We start from the raw sequence: 15,313 nt of genomic DNA on the forward strand, positions 1-15,313 counted from the left end.
TCTGGCGTAGTTTCTCCAACTTAATGGGACGGAGTGTCCCAGGCAAGGGTTTGTGCTCGACGAAGAGCGCAGCGTTCTCGAAAGCGTGGAGCGAACAATGACGTTTCGCAATGACGTGAAAATCGTCGTCGTCGGCGCCGGGCTGTCCGGGATTTCCGCTGCCGTGAAGCTGCTACGTGCGGGTATCACGGACTTTCAGGTGCTCGAGAAGGCGGATTCACCGGGCGGAGTGTGGCGCGACAACACGTATCCGGGCTGCGGCGTCGACATCCCGTCGCCCGTGTACTCGTTCTCCTACCGGCCCAACCCCGAGTGGCGCAGCGTCTTCGCAACCCAGCCGGACCTGCTGCGATATATCGAGGAAACGGTCGCGGAGTTCGAGTTGGGCCGGTTCGTCGAGTACGGGGTCGAGATGATCGAGGCGTCGTGGTCCGACGACGATCGACGCTGGACCCTCGATACGTCGCGTGGCCCCGTCACCGCGCAACACGTCATCTTCGCGACCGGTCCGCTGACCGAACCCGTGTACCCGAACGTGCGCGGACTGAGCGGTTTCCGTGGCGAGATGTTCCACTCCGCCCGCTGGAATCACGACATAGACCTGACCGGCAAGCGTGTCGCGGTGATCGGCACCGGCGCATCGGCTGTTCAGTTCATCCCGGAAATCCAGCCCGAGGTACTCGAACTGTTCGTGTTCCAGCGGACGCCGTCCTGGGTCGTGCCCCGAACTGACATTCCGTTCCCGGCACCCGCGCGCTTCGTTTTCCGCAAGGCTCCGATCTCGCAGCGCGCGATCCGGGTCGCGATCGATGGGTTGCTGCGCTCGATCACGATGACGCTGCGGCACGAGAAGCTTGCCCGACTGCTCAATCCGATCGGCAAGATGTGGCTGCAGTATCAAGTCGCGGATCCCGTTCTGCGCCAACAGCTCACGCCGGACTTCACCCTCGGGTGTAAGCGGCTGCTGCTGTCCAACACGTTCTATCCGGCGTTGACGAAGGCCAACGTCGAGCTGATCCCGCAGGCGTTGAAGGAGGTCGAGCACGACGCAGTCATCGCTGCAGACGGCACCCGCCGCGAGGTCGATGTCATCATCTTCGGCACTGGTTTCCAAGTCTCCGAATCTCCGGTCGCACAACGAATTCGGCTGCGGGACGGCCGGCTGCTGTCCGAGGTGTGGGCCGGCAGTCCGCGGGCGTACCTCGCAACGTCGGTGCCGGACGCGCCCAACGCGTGGGTGATGCTCGGCCCCAACGTTCTCGTCTACAACTCGTTCGTAGCGATCGCAGAGTGGCAGCTCGACTACATCATCGACGGCATCCGCAAAGCCGACGCGCTCGGCGTCGACGCGCTCGAGGTCAAGCGCTCCGTCGTCGATACCTACAACGACAAAGTGCAGAAAGCGTTGCAGCCCACGGTGTTCAACAACGGGGGCTGTGCGAGTTACTACCTCGACGCGCAAGGGTTCAACGTCGCGGCCTGGCCGTGGTCCACCGCCGAATTACAGCGCAAGTTCAGCAAGTTCGATGCCGACAAATACACGGTCCTCCGCAAAAAGTCGGTTTCAGCCCGTCCGCACACAACAGAAGGAACACCCACCCGATGAGCACCTACCGCTCCCAGTGGCTCGACGACGAACTCGATGCCCTCCGTGAAATGACTCGCGACTTCTTCCAGAAGGAAGTCGTCCCGAACATCGACAAGTTCATCGAGCAGCACCACGTCGACCGTGACCTGTGGAACAAGGCCGGCGAACTCGGCCTGCTGTGCATGTCGATTCCGGAGGAATACGGCGGCGGTGGCGGCACATTCGCGCACGAGGCGGTATTCATCGAGGAGCAGGCTCGCTCGGGCGACACGGCCTGGGGTGCGAGCCTGCACAACGGCATCGTCGCTCACTACCTGTTGTCCTACGGCACCGAAGAGCAGAAGAAGCACTGGTTGCCGAAGATGGCGACCGGCGAAATCGTCGGTGCGATCGCCATGACGGAGCCGGGCACCGGCTCGGATCTGCAGAACGTCAAGTCGAAGGCGATCAAGGACGGCGACGAGTACGTCGTCAACGGATCGAAGACGTTCATCACCAACGGCGCTCAGGCAGACCTCATCATCGTCGTCGTGAAGACCGACACCAGCGAAGCGGCGAACGGCATTTCGCTCGTGCTGGTCGAGGCAGACCGGCCCGGTTTCCGGCGTGGTCGCGTGCTCGACAAGGTCGGCCAGAAGGGTCAGGACACCGCAGAGCTGTACTTCGAGGACGTCCGCATTCCGACCAGCAACCTACTCGGCACCGCCGAGGGACTCGGCTTCATCCAGTTGATGCAGCAGCTGCCGCAGGAGCGGCTCATCATCGCGGTCGGCGGCGTCGCCGGCATGGAATCGGCTCTCGCGCAGACGGTTGCCTACACCAAGGATCGCCAGGCGTTCGGTAAGCCGATCTTCAACTTCCAGAACACGAAGTTCAAGCTCGCCGAGGTCGCGACCGAGACCAAGATCGCCCGCGTCTTTGTCGACGATTGCGTCGCACGCCACCTGAAGGGCGAGCTCGACATCCCGACCGTGGCAATGGCCAAGTGGTGGATCACCGAGCGCGCGATGTCCGTTGCCAGCGAATGCCTGCAGTTGTTCGGCGGCTACGGCTACATGACCGAATACCCGATCGCCCGGATGTGGACCGACGCTCGCGTGCAGATGATCTACGCAGGAACGAACGAGATCATGAAGGAAATCATTTCGCGGTCCCTGTAGCGGCCTAACGCGTTGTGAGAGCGGAGAAGATTCGCTCGCAACGCTTCGCCATGTCGTCGGCGGTGTGTTCGGGGTGGTCCTGCCACCAGCGGACCACCGCCGACACCGTGCCGAACCAGATGTGGGTCAGCAGAGAGCGGTCGTCGGGATCTGTGTTCTGCTCTGCCGCAAGCACTTCCGTTGCACCGGCTGCGCCCATGCCGTTCAGAGCTTTCCGGTAGTCGTGCGCCGCGGCGCCGCTGATCGTGTCCGACGGCAGAGTGGGGTCGTACAGGACAGCCCAGTCGAACCGGTGCTCGGCGAGTGCCGCGAAGATCGCTGCCATCGTGCGTGCCGCGCGCGCTCCGGCGGGCACGTCTGTTTGCGCCGCGGCAACGGCCGCAACGAGCGGTTCGCCGGCGCGCCGGATGCACGCCAGGTGCAACTGGTCACGGGAGCCGAAGTAGCTGTAGATCAACGGCTTCGAGATCCCAGCCCGTTCCGCGATCGACGCCATCGAGGCGCCGGTGAAGCCGCGCGATGCGAACTCGGCGGCAGCGACGTCGAGTATCTGCTGCTCGCGTTCGCCGCGCGGCACACCTTTGGTGCCCGCGACGGCGGGCTCAGACTTCACGTGCCTCCGAATGTATTTGCAGCGCATGGAGATACACGGCCGAGTTGAGCCGGATGCTGTCGCGTTCGGCCTCGGAGAGCTCGCGTCGAACCTTGGCGGGAACACCGGCTACCAACGAATTCGGCGGTATCTCGGCGCCCTGTGTGACGAGTGCGTTGGCGGCGATGAGCGTCCCGGAGCCGACTTTTGCGCCGTTGAGAACGGTCGCTCCCATGCCGACGAGGACGTCGTCACCGATCGTGCAGCCATGCAGGATTGCGTTGTGGCCCACCGAAACTCCGGTGCCGACGACGAGCGGCATGCCCGGGTCGGCGTGCAGCACACTACCGTCCTGAATATTGGTGCGGTCGCCGATGGTGATCGAATCCATGTCGCCCCGCAGGACGGCGTTGTACCAGATTCCGACCTGCTCACCGAGCGTCACCTGCCCGATCACTGTCGCGTTGGGCGCGATCCAGCTCGTCTCGTGGACATTCGGACTGTGTTCGCCAAGCTGAATCTTCATTGTTTCCTCTCGGGGTCGAGCAGTACGCCGGGGTTCAGTATTCCTGCCGGGTCCAGCGCGGATTTGGCCGCCCGCAGCGCGAGCGCGAAGGGATCGGGACGCTGGCGGTCGTACCACGGCCGGTGATCGCGTCCGACTGCGTGATGGTGGGTAATCGTGCCACCGTTGGTCGCGAGTGCCTCGGAGACCGCCGCTTTGATGTCGTCCCACTGCGCAACCGTGCTGCCCCACCGGCCCGCTGCGTAGATGCCGAAGTACGGCGCCGGACCGTCCGGGTAGACGTGAGTGAATCGGCAGGTGACGACGCCATGCGTCTTCGCCGAGGCGAGCGCTTCGGTGGCAGCCTTCGTGACCGCGGCGCGGAGGTCGGCGAATTTGTCCCAGGTGCAGGCGGTTTCGAATGTCTCGACGATCATCGACTGGGCGGCGAGGGCGTCGCGCTGATACGGCATCCGGAGAAACGACGAGCGCCAGGTGTCGGAGGCGGGTTTGCCGGTCTGGTCGGCCGGTTTTCCGCCGTGCTCGCGGGCGATGGTTACTGCGCGCTCGAGCCAGGTGTCGACGGGGTGGTCGGCTGATTCGAAGGCGAGGACGAGCACACCACCGGCAGACGAGGTTCCGGCGTTGATGAAGGCTTCGACGGGGTCGAGCAGCCGGCAGTTCGTGGGGTAGAGGCCGGATTGGGCGATCGCCTTGGTCGCGTCGACAGCTTTGTCGTAGTCCTCGAAGAGCACGGAGGTGGTGGCTTTGAATTGGGGCCGATCCTGCAGCCGCATCCATGCTTCGGTGATGACGCCGAGCGTGCCCTCGGACCCGAGGAACATGCGGTCGGGGGAGGGTCCGGCGCCGGAGCCGGGGAGTCGGCGCGATTCGCTGACGCCGGCGGGAGTGACGACACGCATGGATTCGCACAGGTCGTCGATGTGGGTGTAGAGCGTCGCGAAATGTCCACCCGCACGGGTGGCCAACCAGCCACCGAGTGTGGAGAACTCGAACGATTGCGGGAAGTGCCGGAGGGTGAGGTCGTGGGTCCTGAGTTCGTCCTCCAGCGCGGGGCCGAGGATGCCCGCCTGGATGCGCGCGGCTCTGCTGGAGCGGTCGATCTCGAGGACCTTGTCGAGATGTCGGAGGTCGAGGCTGATGGTGCCGGCATAGTCGTCGTTATTGCGGGGTTCGACGCCACCGACAACGGAAGTGCCGCCGCCGTAGGGGATTACGGCTGTGTTGGAGCGCGTGCACCAATCCAGGAGGTCGATGATGTGTTGCTCGGTGGTCGGTCGAGCGACAAGGTCCGGCGCATTCTGGATATCACCGTGGAGGTTGCGAACAATGTCGCGAAAGGCCTGGCCGTGGGCGTGGGCAGCGCGGTCTGTGGGGTCCGCGCTGCAGACGTGGCCGAGGTTTGCCGGTATCTCGATTCGCGGTTCGGGGAGGCCCAGCGACGCGACCGTCGGCGGTTCGTGAACAGTCAGGTCGGCATTGGGGACCAGAGCGGCGGTCCGCTTGGTCAGTGCGTCCCTTTCCGGGCCGACGACCGCGTCCTCAACGTTGCCCCAACCCCACCATGATCGTGTCTTCACCCTGACTCCTCAAGAATTGACTAGTTGGTAAGTTACCACGAAGTCAATTACATGCCCGCCGGAAGCCGGGTCGAGTGGGCGGTTGGCTGAGCAACGCCCGAGTGGCGGGCACGGGAGGTGCCTGGTCGGCCGAGCGGCACGTAGATCGGCGAGTGGTTGTGGCGTGTCGAGTGCGACGCGCCGAGAATTGTGTCGAGTGGGCGGTTGGCTGAGCAACGCCCGAGTGGCGGAGACGAAAAGAGCCTCTTGGGCGCGAACTCAGCGGCGCAGCGCCATTCCCGTAGCCGCGCGCAACGACGCGACGAAGCGTTCGGGCTTGAAGTGCTCCGGGTCTGAAAGGACCAGCCTTGCGGCGGATTCGAACACGCCGACCATTGTGTGGGCCACGATCTCGGCGTCGAGTTCGGGTGGGGCGTCCAACGATCGGAGCAGCCATCGCGCGATTTGTTCGACGCGGACCAGGGCAATTGCGCGTGCGGTTTCGCGGGCCGACAGAAACTCTGCGGGCATGTCGGGCATTTGCATGACGATGCAGTGCCAACGCTCCGGCGCCTCGCGTACCACGCCGAGGAATCGTTCCAGCAGGGCCGCAAGCTGGTCGCCGGGTGCGTCGAGAGACCGCTTGTCGAAGTCCGATGGGAGAACGGCCAGCAGTTGGGCGAGAGCCTGTTCCTGCTCGCGGCGCAGGAGGTCGGCGAGGAGGTCCGCGCGATTTGCGAAGAGTCCGTAGACCACCGGCTTGGTCACGCCCGCTTGTTCGGCGACCGCTGCCATGGTCACGGCGTTATGGCCCTCGACTACGACGAGATGAAGGGCGGCGTCGAGCAATTCTGTACGCCGCTGCTCTTCGGGCACGCGTGCGGCGTAGGCGCGGCGCTTTCGCGGCGTAGCGGTTGCTGGCACATCTGCTCCTTGCACGTCTGACGTAGATAACCTACGTTAGCGTAATAATTTGCTACGATCGAGTAGTAATTGGTGAAAACGTGCAAAGGAGCATGGCATGACCGGGTATCCGACTCAACCGTTGCGAGTGACGGACTACGGCTTCTTCGGACCCGATTCGCCGAGTTGGAAGGTGTGGTCGTCGCCCACGTCGCTGATCGGCTTCCAGCGATCTGTCGTTCTCGAGCACTTCGACCCGTTCCTCGCAGCCGCAGTTGCGGATATGGACGGGATCTACGCGAACCCGCAGAGCCGGCTCGACAACACGCTCTCGTACTTCCTGACAATCGCCACCGCCGATTCGCGCACAGCAATCCAGGCGTCGGAATTCCTCATGACCGTGCACGCCAAGGCGACCGGTATCGAGCCGATCAGCGGTAAGCGATACAGCGCAAACAATCCGGACTCGCAGTTGTGGATTCACGTGACCGGCTGGCACTCGGTTCTCAAGTGCTACGAAATGTACGGTCCCGGACCACTGTCCGCGGCCGAGGAGGAGCAGTACTGGGCCGAGTGCGTCATCGCCGCCGAACTGCAGACGTGCAAGCCGTCCGACGTGCCGCGCTCGCGCGCCGAGGTCCGCGCGTACTTCGACGCTGTCCGTCCGACGCTGTGCACATCCGAGCGCGCACTGCGTGCGATGCACTACCTGCTGCGCACGCCGCGCACCAACGGAGGGATCGCCTTCTCGACCCTGAGCCGCGTCATCGCACCCGCGACCATCGCCACGCTCCCGAAATGGATGCGGACCAGCGGCCAGTTCGATCAGTCGGCATTCGTCGACAGAGCCATCGTCGGGGCAACGAAGATCGAGATGCGCGCCCTCGGTATCAAGAAACTCGGACCGCCGTTGCTCGAGGTCATCGCGCCCAAGACGGCCTGGGTACTGCGCCAGCACCAGGAGTCCGGCGTGCCCGTCCACCCGGCGACGCTGACGCCTACCGCGGCGCGGGCGCTGTACGGCTCGATGCAGCGCAAGGCGCCGCTGTCTGCGGTCTGAGGGAATTCCTGCACGCTCCCGCTCGTTGCTCGAAAAGAATGCCCCATAGGGCCCGCTGTTCTGCACCCTATGTTCTGCGACGAAAGGCGTGCTCATGTCACGACAACGGCTTCTGCCGAGCCCGGCGCACCCGATCACTGTCACGCCCACGCGAAAGCGGGTGACGGCCACGGTGGGCGACCTCGTCGTCGCCGATACCGCAAACGCTCTGACTCTGCAGGAGTCCACTTATCCTGCGGTGCAGTACATTCCGCTCGACGACGTCGACCGTTCAGTGCTCGAGCGCACCGATACGCAGACGTACTGCCCGTTCAAGGGTGACGCGTCGTACTACTCGGTGAAGACGGCCGACGGCGATCTCGTCGACGCTGTGTGGACCTATGAGCAGCCGTACGACTCGGTCGCCGACATTGCGGGTTACGTCGCGTTCTATCCGAACAAGGTTGCCGTCACGGTCGGCTAGACCGGGCTGAGTGCACCTTGGGTACCCCCGGCTTCACCCCTGGGGGTCGGTGCACCACCACTGGGGCTCCTATTGCTACCTCCGCCGATCGACAAGATTTGCAGGTAAGCAACAACAAGCCCTGGAGGAGCCAAAATGTACGCACTCGTCGATTCGCCCGTCGGACCTTTCATTCACATCCGTCCGGAACTGCTCACCGAAACCGCAGCTCACGACCCCTTTGCCAGCGCCATCTCGGATGCCCACCGGAACGTGACCAACGGTGAGCTCGACTCGTGGTCGGATCGGCTCGCGCAGCTGCTCGCTGACCTTGGTGCCGGTCCGAACGCACACGTCGTGATGGCAGTGCCTGCATCGATCGAGACCGTGGTCGCCATGTGGGCCGTCGCCAAGACGGGTGCTGCTCTCGCGTCGATCGATCCCACAGATCCGGAGGTGCTTGCCGGCGTCGGCGCAGACTGGCGAATCGCAGTCGGAATCACGACGAAGGCGCAGCGGGCGACACTGCCGAACTCGGTGCGCTGGTTGGTGCTCGACGACGCTGCGACCCTCTCCTACGTCGCCGACTTCGCCGAGCGCGCAGCCTGACGCCGACCGGCGCGCGGTCTGAGATGTTCGAAGATCAGGGTGGTCTCCGTACCGGCGACCTCCGGGTCGGCGCCGAGATGGTCGATGACGAAGTTGCGCAGGGCGGCCGCGTCCGGCACGGCGACGTGGAGTAGATAGTCGTTCGCGCCTGCGATGAAGTAGATGTCGACGACCTCCTCCAGCGTCGCGATCCGCTTCGTGAACGCCGCATGTTTGCGTGCATGCGCTTGCAGGCGAACAGAAATCATTGCTTCCAGGCCGCGACCTAGTGCGACCGGGTCGATGTCGGCATGGAATCCGCGAATCACTCCTCGCTCGATCAGGGAACGCATCCGGCCGAGCGCGGTCGAGGGCGCAATCCCGGCCAACTCCGCGAGCGCGTTGTTCGGCGTCCGAGCATCACGCTGCAATGCGTCAACGATGATCTGGTCGACGTCGTCGAGCCGAAGATCGTTCGATTGTCGTACTCGCCGCGCGATAGATTCCGAAGATTCAGGAGACATTGTCCAATCCTAGAGAATTAGCTTCGCAACTGTTCCGATTTCATCGCAGTTTCTTCAGAATTGAACTCGAGCGGCACGAGCCGCGTTCGAATTCGAAAAGGAGTAGCGCATGCGAGTTGGAGTTCCCCGCGAGGTCAAGGATCAGGAGTTTCGGGTTGCCCTGACGCCGGCAGGGGCCCACGAACTTTCCGAACGCGGGCACGACGTGGTCATTCAGACCGACGCCGGCCTGGGGTCGGGGTTCACCGATGCCGACTACGTGGCGGCCGGAGCTCGCATCGCTGACACCGCAGAGCAGGTCTGGGACCACGCGGAGTTGCTGCTGAAAGTCAAAGAGCCTATCGCGCAGGAGTATCCGTTGCTTCGCCGTGATCAGGTGCTCTTTACCTACCTGCATCTCGCGGCGTCGCAGGAGTGCACGGACGCGATCCTGAATTCGCACACAACTGCGATCGCCTACGAGATGGTGCAGGCCAAGGACGGCTCGCTGCCGTTGCTGGCGCCTATGAGCGAGGTCGCGGGCAGGCTGTCGGTGCAGGCCGGCGCGTACCACCTCATGCGTGCAGCGGGCGGCGCAGGCGTGCTGCTCGGCGGCGTGCCGGGTGTGCGGCCGGCGCACGTGGTCGTGATCGGCGGCGGTGTCGCAGGTACCAATGCAGCAACCATGGCCATCGGCATGGGCGCGCGCGTGACGGTCCTCGATCGCAACATCGCGCGTCTGCGTGAACTGGATGCGCAATTCGGCGGGCGTATCACGACGGTCACGTCCAACAAGTTCGAGCTCGAGAAGGCTGTCATCGACGCCGACCTCGTGATCGGGTCGGTGCTCGTCCCGGGCGCACAGGCACCGAAGTTGGTCTCCAATGCCGTTGTGGCGCAGATGAAGCCGGGTTCGGTACTCGTCGACATCGCGATCGATCAGGGCGGATGCTTCGAGGCTTCGCGTCCGACCACACACACCGACCCGACCTACCGCGTCGAGAACTCGGTGTTCTACTGCGTGGCGAACATGCCGGGGGCCGTCCCCCACACCTCCACCTACGCCTTGACGAACGCCACACTGCCGTACGTGATTTCGCTCGCCGACCGCGGTTGGCGGATGGCGTGTGCCGCCGACACGGCACTCGCGCACGGTCTCTCCGCGCACGACGGCAAGCTGGTTTCTCCGGCGGCTGTCGCTGCGTAGGGGCTGCGCCCTGGGCGCGGTCAGGGAGTCCATGGATTCGCTAACCGCGCATAGGCGTTAGCCTTCCGGGGTGAACAGGGGAGTCTCCGTCGCGGTTGGACTGCTGGCGGGTTATGCCGCCGATCGTGTCTTGGGCGACCCTCGTAGCTTCCATCCCGTCGCCGGATTCGGTACGGCGGCAACCGCACTCGAGAAGCGCACGTACGGTGCCGACCGCTGGTCGGGCGTGCTCCACAACGCAATCCTGGTGGGCGCGACGATCGTCGGCGGCTCGGTATTCCGCGGAGCTGTGCCGACCGCTGTGGCAACGTGGACTGTCCTCGGCGGTACGACGCTTGCGCGCACGGGTTCCGAATTGGCCGACCGACTCGAAGCCGACGACCTCGAAGGCGCGCGGGCTCTTTTGCCCTCGCTGTGTGGTCGCGATCCGAGTGTTCTCGATGCCGACGGTCTCGCGCGTGCAGCCCTCGAATCGATCGCCGAGAACACCTCCGACGCGACGGTGGCACCGCTGTTCTGGGGTGCGGTCGCAGGTGTGCCGGGCTTGGTCGGATATCGCGCGGTCAACACTCTCGACGCGATGGTCGGCTACCGAAACGAGCGGTACGAGCGATTCGGTTGGGCGTCGGCAAAGGTCGACGACGTCGCCAATCTAGCGCCCGCACGCATCGCCGGCGTTCTGACCGTCGTACTCGCACCGTTGGTCGGGGGATCTCCGCAGGCGGCCGCCGAAGCCTGGGAACGTGACAGCGGCGCGCACCCGAGCCCCAACGCGGGCGTCGTCGAAGCAACGATGGCCGGCGCATTGGGGGTCACGCTCGGCGGCAAGACGGAGTACCCGCACGGCATCGAAATGCGACCGACCCTGGGCTCCGGACCGGCTCCCGGAGTGGCCGACCTGCGTCGGGCGATTGCGCTGTCCACCGCAATCCAGACTGGCGCCGCGGTCGGGTCAGCGGCGCTTGCCGTAGCGGTCGGCGAGCTTGTCTTCCGTCGTCTGCGACGGCGCCGGTGAGGCCGGTGCCGGGGACGCCGAAACCAGCGCGGGCTTGCCGGCCTTCTCTTTACGACGTTCGAGCAGCTCCGCGCGGACGAAGTACGCCAGTCCGAGTGGCGCCATGATTCCGAACGCCAGCCACTGCAGGCCGTAGGACAGGTACGGGCCGGCGTCGAGTTGGGGCAGTGAGACCGGGTCGAGCCCGCCCGGCTGGTTTTCGGCGAGTTGAACATAGCCGCTGGTGAGTGGCGTTCCGAGAACGGCCGAGACCTGCCCCGAATCGATCGAATAGACCTGCCTGTACCCGTCTTCGTCGATCGGCGGCCTGTCGGGAATCGTTCCCTCCGACAAGCGAATCCGGCCATCGACCGTCACTTGACCGGGCGGCGGCGCCGGGATGCTGGTCGGGGGTTTGGTGCCGTTGATGGCGTCGACATAGCCACGGTCCACGAGGACGGACCGGCCGTCCGGCAGCCGGACCGGCGTCAGCACCTCATAGGCAGGATCGCCGCCGTTCGACCGTAGTCGGACGAGGACATCACTGGCGGGAACGTAGGTGCCCGTCACGGTGACCCTGCGCCAATCGTCTTCCGCCGTAGGACGCCCGGGGCTCAGCAAATCCTGAACCGGAATCGGATCGGCGTTCAGCGATGCCTTGATCAGGTCGTTGCGGCGTTCGGTGTCGGTGTTCTTGCCGAGTTGCCACGGCGCGAGCACCGTAAAGCACAGGTAGGCGAAGATACCGACCAGCGCTGCCAGGATTACCCACCCCGGGCGCAGCAGGAACTTCAGTCGTCGCACACGTCTACGGTAGCGGCCACCCGTTCGCGGACCCATTCCAGCAGGCCCGGCACAGCCGCTTCGATCTGGTCGCGGACCAACTCGTAGTCCGCGAGTTCGCCGTAGTAGGGATCGGGGACGTCGCGCCCGTCTGCGTCCGGATCGAAACTGCGAAGCAGTCGGCGGCGGTCCGACGGCACACCCATTCGCGCGAGTTCTCGTTCGTGCCCGCGATCGAGTGCGACGAGGAGGTCCGCACGTTGGTGTTTGCTGGAGACCACCGCCGCCGTGTGGTCGGTCGGATATCCCGCTTTCCGTAGAACGTCGACCGCTCGGTCGTCCGCGGGATCGCCGACATGCCAACTTCCGGTTCCCGCGCTGCTCAGGCGGACCCGGTCGGCGAGGCCTGCGCGTTGCAGATGGGCGGCAAAGATCTTCTCGGCCATCGGTGAGCGGCAGATGTTGCCGGTGCAGATGAAGCTGACGTGGAGTTGCGCAGGGGCAGCGAGTAGCTCGGAAACCGCGACAGGACGCTCCGCCAGCCACGTCGCGTTCTTCTCCTCACCCGGCACGCCGTAGCCCCACAGAGCGAAGATGGTCGGGATTCCCCAGTGCGCGGCGCCGTCGACATCGTGGTCACGGTCGCCGACCATCACAACCTCGGCAGCGTCGTCGATTCCCATGTCCGCGAGCGTGTGAGCGATGACGTCCACCTTTGCGCGCCTCGTCAGGTCGTCGCTTGCGCCGCCGATGAACTCGAAGAAATGCGCCAGGTCGAAGTGCTCCAGAATGCGCTCGGCAAGGTACTGCTTCTTCGAGGTCGCGACGCCGAGGCGCACGCCCTGGGCGGCGAGTCGCGTGAGCAACTCGGGGATTCCGTCGTACACCGAGTTCTCGGCCCAGCCGCCACGGTCGTCGTAGAGGTCGAAGTATGCGGCAACGGCGCGGTCGATCGACTCCTCGGCCATTCCCAGGCGGCGGAAGTTCTCGATCATCGGCGGACCGACCACCTTGGTCATCGCCTCGGCCGAGGGCTCGGGCATGCCGACCGTGGCAAGCGCATGCAGGTAGCCGTGCAGAATTCCCGCGGCGGAGTCGGTCAGCGTCCCGTCGAGATCGAACAGGACGACGCGGAAGGCACTGTCGGGCGAGGAGGTCACGACTCCATTGTCCAGGGCTGCGCGCGTGCGGCTTAATTCGGCGATCTCGCATCGGCGCGCGGGCTCGAGGACGAGGATGGGCGCTATGACCGAGATCGGGTATCGGTGCACGCAGGAACGTCGAATCAGGACCGCTTTGCCGGGCCCGAAATCCGCAGAACTCACCGAACGCCGACGGGCCGTCGTCGCGGGTGGCGTCGCTTCGGCGGTGCCGGTGTACGCCGCGGACGCCGACGGGGGAGTGATCGTCGACGTCGACGGTAACTCGCTGATCGACCTCGGTTCGGGGATCGCCGTGACGGGTGTCGGGGCGTCGAACGCCAGCGTGGCCGCGGCAGTAGCCGAGCAGGCACAGCACTTCACGCACACCTGTTTCATGATCACGCCCTACGAGGGGTACGTCCGCGTCGCGGAGGAGCTTGCAGCCCTCACACCCGGTGCGCACGAAAAGCGGACCGCACTGTTCAATTCGGGCTCGGAGGCCGTGGAGAACGCGGTGAAGGTGGCGCGATTGACGACCGGCCGCAGCGCCGTCGTCGCGTTCGACCACGCCTACCACGGCCGCACGAACCTGACGATGGCGTTGACGGCCAAGACCATGCCGTACAAGGCGCACATGGGTCCGTTCGCGCCCGAGATCTACCGAATGCCGATGTCGTACCCGTATCGCGACCCCGGGGTCTCCGGCGAAGAGGCGGCAAAGCGCGTGATCGCCCGAATCGAGGCCCAGATCGGGGCCGACAGCACGGCCGCGCTGATCATCGAGCCGATTCAGGGCGAAGGCGGCTTCATCGTTCCGGCTCCGGGATTCCTCCCCGCACTGGTCGAGTGGGCGCACGCGTCCGGTGCGGTGTTCATCGCCGACGAGGTCCAGACCGGTTTCGCGCGCACGGGTGCCTGGTTCGCGAGCGAGCACGAGGGCATCGTGCCCGACCTCATCACGATGGCCAAAGGGATCGCCGGCGGAATGCCGTTGGCCGCGTTGACCGGTCGGGCCGAACTGCTCGACGCAGTCCACGCGGGCGGACTGGGTGGCACGTACGGCGGCAATCCTGTCGCGTGCGCGGCGGCGCTCGCCGCGATCGACTTCATGCGCGAGCACGACCTGCCGGGGCGGGCACGGCACATCGAAGCAATCGTCAAACCGCGGCTCGAAGCGGTGGCGGCGGAGGCGGGCACGATCGGCGACGTCCGCGGCCGGGGCGCCATGATCGCCATCGAACTGGTTCGGGCGGGAACCTCGGAGCCCGATGCCGCCGCCGCGAAAGCGATTGCTGCGCAAGCACTGTCGGAAGGCGTCGTCGTCTTGACGTGCGGGACCTACGGCAACATCATCCGGCTACTGCCGCCGCTCGTGATCGGCGACGATCTATTACGTGAGGGGCTCGGAGTACTCGAGGCGGCCATCCGCACGGTAGCGGGCGGGACGTCATGAGCCTTCCGCCTCCGGGTGCTGACCGCACAGCCGTCGTCACCGGTGCATCGTCCGGAATCGGCGCCGCGATCGCACGCGAACTCGCGGGCCGCGGGCACCATGTGACGCTCATCGCCCGCCGTGCGGCGAAGCTGGAAGACCTCGCGGGCGAGATCGCTGCCGCCGGTGGCCGGTCCGTGGTGCTGCCCGCCGACCTGTCCGATCGAGCGGCCCGTGCCGAACTTCTCGACAAGGTGACCGCCCTCGGCCTCACCCCGGACATCCTCGTCAACAATGCGGGGCTCTCCACACTTGGACCGGTCGCGAGGTCGGACCCCGATGCCGAGATGAACATGATCGAAGTCGACGTCGTTGCGGTCGCCGATCTGTGCAGTCGCTTCCTGCCCGGCATGGTGGAGCGCAATCGTGGGGCGGTCCTCAACGTGGCGTCGACCGGCGCGTTCCAGCCGTTGCCCGGGCAGGCCGGTTACGCCGCATGCAAAGCCTTCGTCCTGTCCTACACGCAGGGGCTTGCCGGAGAACTGCGCGGCACCGACGTCACGGCAACGGTCCTGTGCCCGGGACCTGTCCACACCGGCTTCGGCGAGGCGGCAGGTTTTGCGAAAGAGGACGCCGAAGCCGCGCTGCCCGCCGTCATGTGGGTCGACGTGGACGATGTCGCACGGACCGCGGTGGACGGACTCGACAAGGGACGGATGATCGCGATACCCGGTCTCGCCAACCGCGCGGCGTCCGTCTTCTCGCAGCTCCTGCCCAATCGGCTGCTGGTGCCGATGCTTGCCCGCCAGCACCCGGGTTTGCGCTGATCGCGGC

The 15,313-nt window shown here is 65.3% G+C and carries 16 protein-coding genes and 1 pseudogene; 9 read left to right on the plus strand and 8 right to left on the minus strand.

Annotated features, from left to right (window positions below; genetic code table 11):
* The first annotated feature begins 97 nt into the window (after positions 1 to 97).
* Together JGU72_RS09275 and JGU72_RS09280 are read left to right on the plus strand one after the other, a co-directional pair.
* Positions 98 to 1,606 carry a flavin-containing monooxygenase gene (locus JGU72_RS09275; protein WP_199683524.1) on the plus strand — a complete coding sequence of 503 codons (1,509 nt, stop codon included), beginning with the start codon at positions 98 to 100 and terminating at the stop codon, positions 1,604 to 1,606.
* Positions 1,603 to 2,748 (plus strand): acyl-CoA dehydrogenase family protein, encoded by a 1,146-nt coding sequence (locus JGU72_RS09280; RefSeq protein WP_199683525.1) that lies wholly within the window; start codon positions 1,603 to 1,605, stop codon positions 2,746 to 2,748. Before JGU72_RS09275 ends, JGU72_RS09280 begins: the two co-directional genes overlap by 4 nt.
* 4 nt (positions 2,749 to 2,752) lie before the next feature.
* Here JGU72_RS09280 and JGU72_RS09285 read toward each other — a convergent pair whose 3' ends face one another.
* The 4 genes from JGU72_RS09285 to JGU72_RS09300 all read right to left on the minus strand — a co-directional run bounded on the left by JGU72_RS09285 (position 2,753) and on the right by JGU72_RS09300 (position 6,349).
* Positions 2,753 to 3,361, minus strand: a complete 609-nt coding sequence (locus JGU72_RS09285) for a TetR/AcrR family transcriptional regulator (protein WP_199683526.1) — start codon at positions 3,359 to 3,361, stop codon at positions 2,753 to 2,755.
* Positions 3,351 to 3,866: a gamma carbonic anhydrase family protein gene (locus tag JGU72_RS09290; protein WP_199683527.1), complete on the minus strand. Its 516-nt coding sequence runs from the start codon at positions 3,864 to 3,866 to the stop codon at positions 3,351 to 3,353. The genes JGU72_RS09285 and JGU72_RS09290 overlap by 11 nt, the downstream gene beginning before the upstream one ends.
* A complete protein-coding gene (locus JGU72_RS09295) occupies positions 3,863 to 5,446 on the minus strand; it encodes an FAD-binding oxidoreductase (RefSeq protein WP_199683528.1) in 1,584 nt (527 codons plus the stop codon). The genes JGU72_RS09290 and JGU72_RS09295 overlap by 4 nt, the downstream gene beginning before the upstream one ends.
* Positions 5,447 to 5,704: 258 nt before the next feature.
* The gene (locus tag JGU72_RS09300) at positions 5,705 to 6,349 is read right to left on the minus strand and encodes a TetR/AcrR family transcriptional regulator (RefSeq protein WP_199683529.1); all 645 of its coding nucleotides are present in this window, start codon (positions 6,347 to 6,349) and stop codon (positions 5,705 to 5,707) included.
* A 97-nt stretch (positions 6,350 to 6,446) separates the two neighbouring features.
* Here JGU72_RS09300 and JGU72_RS09305 point away from each other — a divergent pair, with 97 nt between their 5' ends.
* The 3 genes from JGU72_RS09305 (at position 6,447) to JGU72_RS09315 (ending at position 8,439) form a co-directional block, all read left to right on the plus strand.
* The gene (locus tag JGU72_RS09305; RefSeq protein WP_199683530.1) at positions 6,447 to 7,388 is read left to right on the plus strand and encodes an oxygenase MpaB family protein; all 942 of its coding nucleotides are present in this window, start codon (positions 6,447 to 6,449) and stop codon (positions 7,386 to 7,388) included.
* Between the two features lie 94 nt (positions 7,389 to 7,482).
* Positions 7,483 to 7,851 carry a DUF427 domain-containing protein gene (locus tag JGU72_RS09310; protein WP_199683531.1) on the plus strand — a complete coding sequence of 123 codons (369 nt, stop codon included), beginning with the start codon at positions 7,483 to 7,485 and terminating at the stop codon, positions 7,849 to 7,851.
* A gap of 135 nt (positions 7,852 to 7,986) precedes the next feature.
* Positions 7,987 to 8,439, plus strand: a complete 453-nt coding sequence (locus JGU72_RS09315; protein WP_199683532.1) for an AMP-binding protein — start codon at positions 7,987 to 7,989, stop codon at positions 8,437 to 8,439.
* Here JGU72_RS09315 and JGU72_RS09320 read toward each other — a convergent pair.
* Positions 8,406 to 8,942: an Lrp/AsnC family transcriptional regulator gene (locus JGU72_RS09320; RefSeq protein ID WP_199683533.1), complete on the minus strand. Its 537-nt coding sequence runs from the start codon at positions 8,940 to 8,942 to the stop codon at positions 8,406 to 8,408. The two genes, JGU72_RS09315 and JGU72_RS09320, sit on opposite strands and share 34 nt — an antisense overlap.
* 109 nt (positions 8,943 to 9,051) lie before the next feature.
* Here JGU72_RS09320 and ald point away from each other — a divergent pair, with 109 nt between their 5' ends.
* Together ald and JGU72_RS09330 are read left to right on the plus strand one after the other, a co-directional pair.
* A complete protein-coding gene (ald, locus tag JGU72_RS09325; RefSeq protein WP_199683534.1) occupies positions 9,052 to 10,128 on the plus strand; it encodes an alanine dehydrogenase in 1,077 nt (358 codons plus the stop codon).
* Positions 10,129 to 10,198: 70 nt separating this feature from the next.
* Positions 10,199 to 11,143, plus strand: coding sequence for a cobalamin biosynthesis protein (locus JGU72_RS09330; protein WP_199683535.1), 945 nt, complete (start codon positions 10,199 to 10,201; stop codon positions 11,141 to 11,143).
* Here JGU72_RS09330 and JGU72_RS09335 read toward each other — a convergent pair.
* The 3 genes and pseudogenes from JGU72_RS09335 to JGU72_RS30680 form a co-directional block, all read right to left on the minus strand.
* A complete protein-coding gene (locus tag JGU72_RS09335) occupies positions 11,081 to 11,926 on the minus strand; it encodes an SURF1 family cytochrome oxidase biogenesis protein (protein ID WP_199683536.1) in 846 nt (281 codons plus the stop codon). The genes JGU72_RS09330 and JGU72_RS09335 overlap by 63 nt on opposite strands.
* Entirely contained in the window at positions 11,914 to 12,381 is a 468-nt protein-coding gene (locus JGU72_RS09340) for a low molecular weight protein-tyrosine-phosphatase (RefSeq protein ID WP_374101109.1), read from the minus strand. Before JGU72_RS09340 ends, JGU72_RS09335 begins: the two co-directional genes overlap by 13 nt.
* Before the next feature lie 18 nt (positions 12,382 to 12,399).
* Positions 12,400 to 13,065 (minus strand): annotated as a pseudogene (locus tag JGU72_RS30680) (HAD-IA family hydrolase); the annotation flags it as partial.
* 85 nt (positions 13,066 to 13,150) lie between these two features.
* Here JGU72_RS30680 and gabT point away from each other — a divergent pair.
* Positions 13,151 to 14,500 carry a 4-aminobutyrate--2-oxoglutarate transaminase gene (gene gabT, locus JGU72_RS09345; protein WP_199683537.1) on the plus strand — a complete coding sequence of 450 codons (1,350 nt, stop codon included), beginning with the start codon at positions 13,151 to 13,153 and terminating at the stop codon, positions 14,498 to 14,500.
* Positions 14,497 to 15,306, plus strand: a complete 810-nt coding sequence (locus JGU72_RS09350; RefSeq protein WP_199683538.1) for an SDR family NAD(P)-dependent oxidoreductase — start codon at positions 14,497 to 14,499, stop codon at positions 15,304 to 15,306. Before gabT ends, JGU72_RS09350 begins: the two co-directional genes overlap by 4 nt.
* Positions 15,307 to 15,313 lie beyond the last annotated feature (7 nt).

It is taken from the genome of Antrihabitans auranticaus, assembly GCF_016481275.1.
In the GTDB taxonomy this organism is placed as follows: domain Bacteria; phylum Actinomycetota; class Actinomycetes; order Mycobacteriales; family Mycobacteriaceae; genus Antrihabitans.

Excerpts from the sequence above, each read along its gene's own strand:
- JGU72_RS09350 (WP_199683538.1), top strand. The coding sequence starts at position 14,497 with ATGAGCCTTCCGCCTCCGGGTGCTGACCGCACAGCCGTCGTCACCGGT.
- gabT (WP_199683537.1), top strand. The coding sequence starts at position 13,151 with ATGACCGAGATCGGGTATCGGTGCACGCAGGAACGTCGAATCAGGACC.
- JGU72_RS09290 (WP_199683527.1), bottom strand. The coding sequence starts at position 3,866 with ATGAAGATTCAGCTTGGCGAACACAGTCCGAATGTCCACGAGACGAGC.
- JGU72_RS09275 (WP_199683524.1), top strand. The coding sequence starts at position 98 with ATGACGTTTCGCAATGACGTGAAAATCGTCGTCGTCGGCGCCGGGCTG.
- ald (WP_199683534.1), top strand. The coding sequence starts at position 9,052 with ATGCGAGTTGGAGTTCCCCGCGAGGTCAAGGATCAGGAGTTTCGGGTT.
- JGU72_RS09310 (WP_199683531.1), top strand. The coding sequence starts at position 7,483 with ATGTCACGACAACGGCTTCTGCCGAGCCCGGCGCACCCGATCACTGTC.
- JGU72_RS09320 (WP_199683533.1), bottom strand. The coding sequence starts at position 8,942 with ATGTCTCCTGAATCTTCGGAATCTATCGCGCGGCGAGTACGACAATCG.
- JGU72_RS09280 (WP_199683525.1), top strand. The coding sequence starts at position 1,603 with ATGAGCACCTACCGCTCCCAGTGGCTCGACGACGAACTCGATGCCCTC.
- JGU72_RS09305 (WP_199683530.1), top strand. The coding sequence starts at position 6,447 with ATGACCGGGTATCCGACTCAACCGTTGCGAGTGACGGACTACGGCTTC.
- JGU72_RS09315 (WP_199683532.1), top strand. The coding sequence starts at position 7,987 with ATGTACGCACTCGTCGATTCGCCCGTCGGACCTTTCATTCACATCCGT.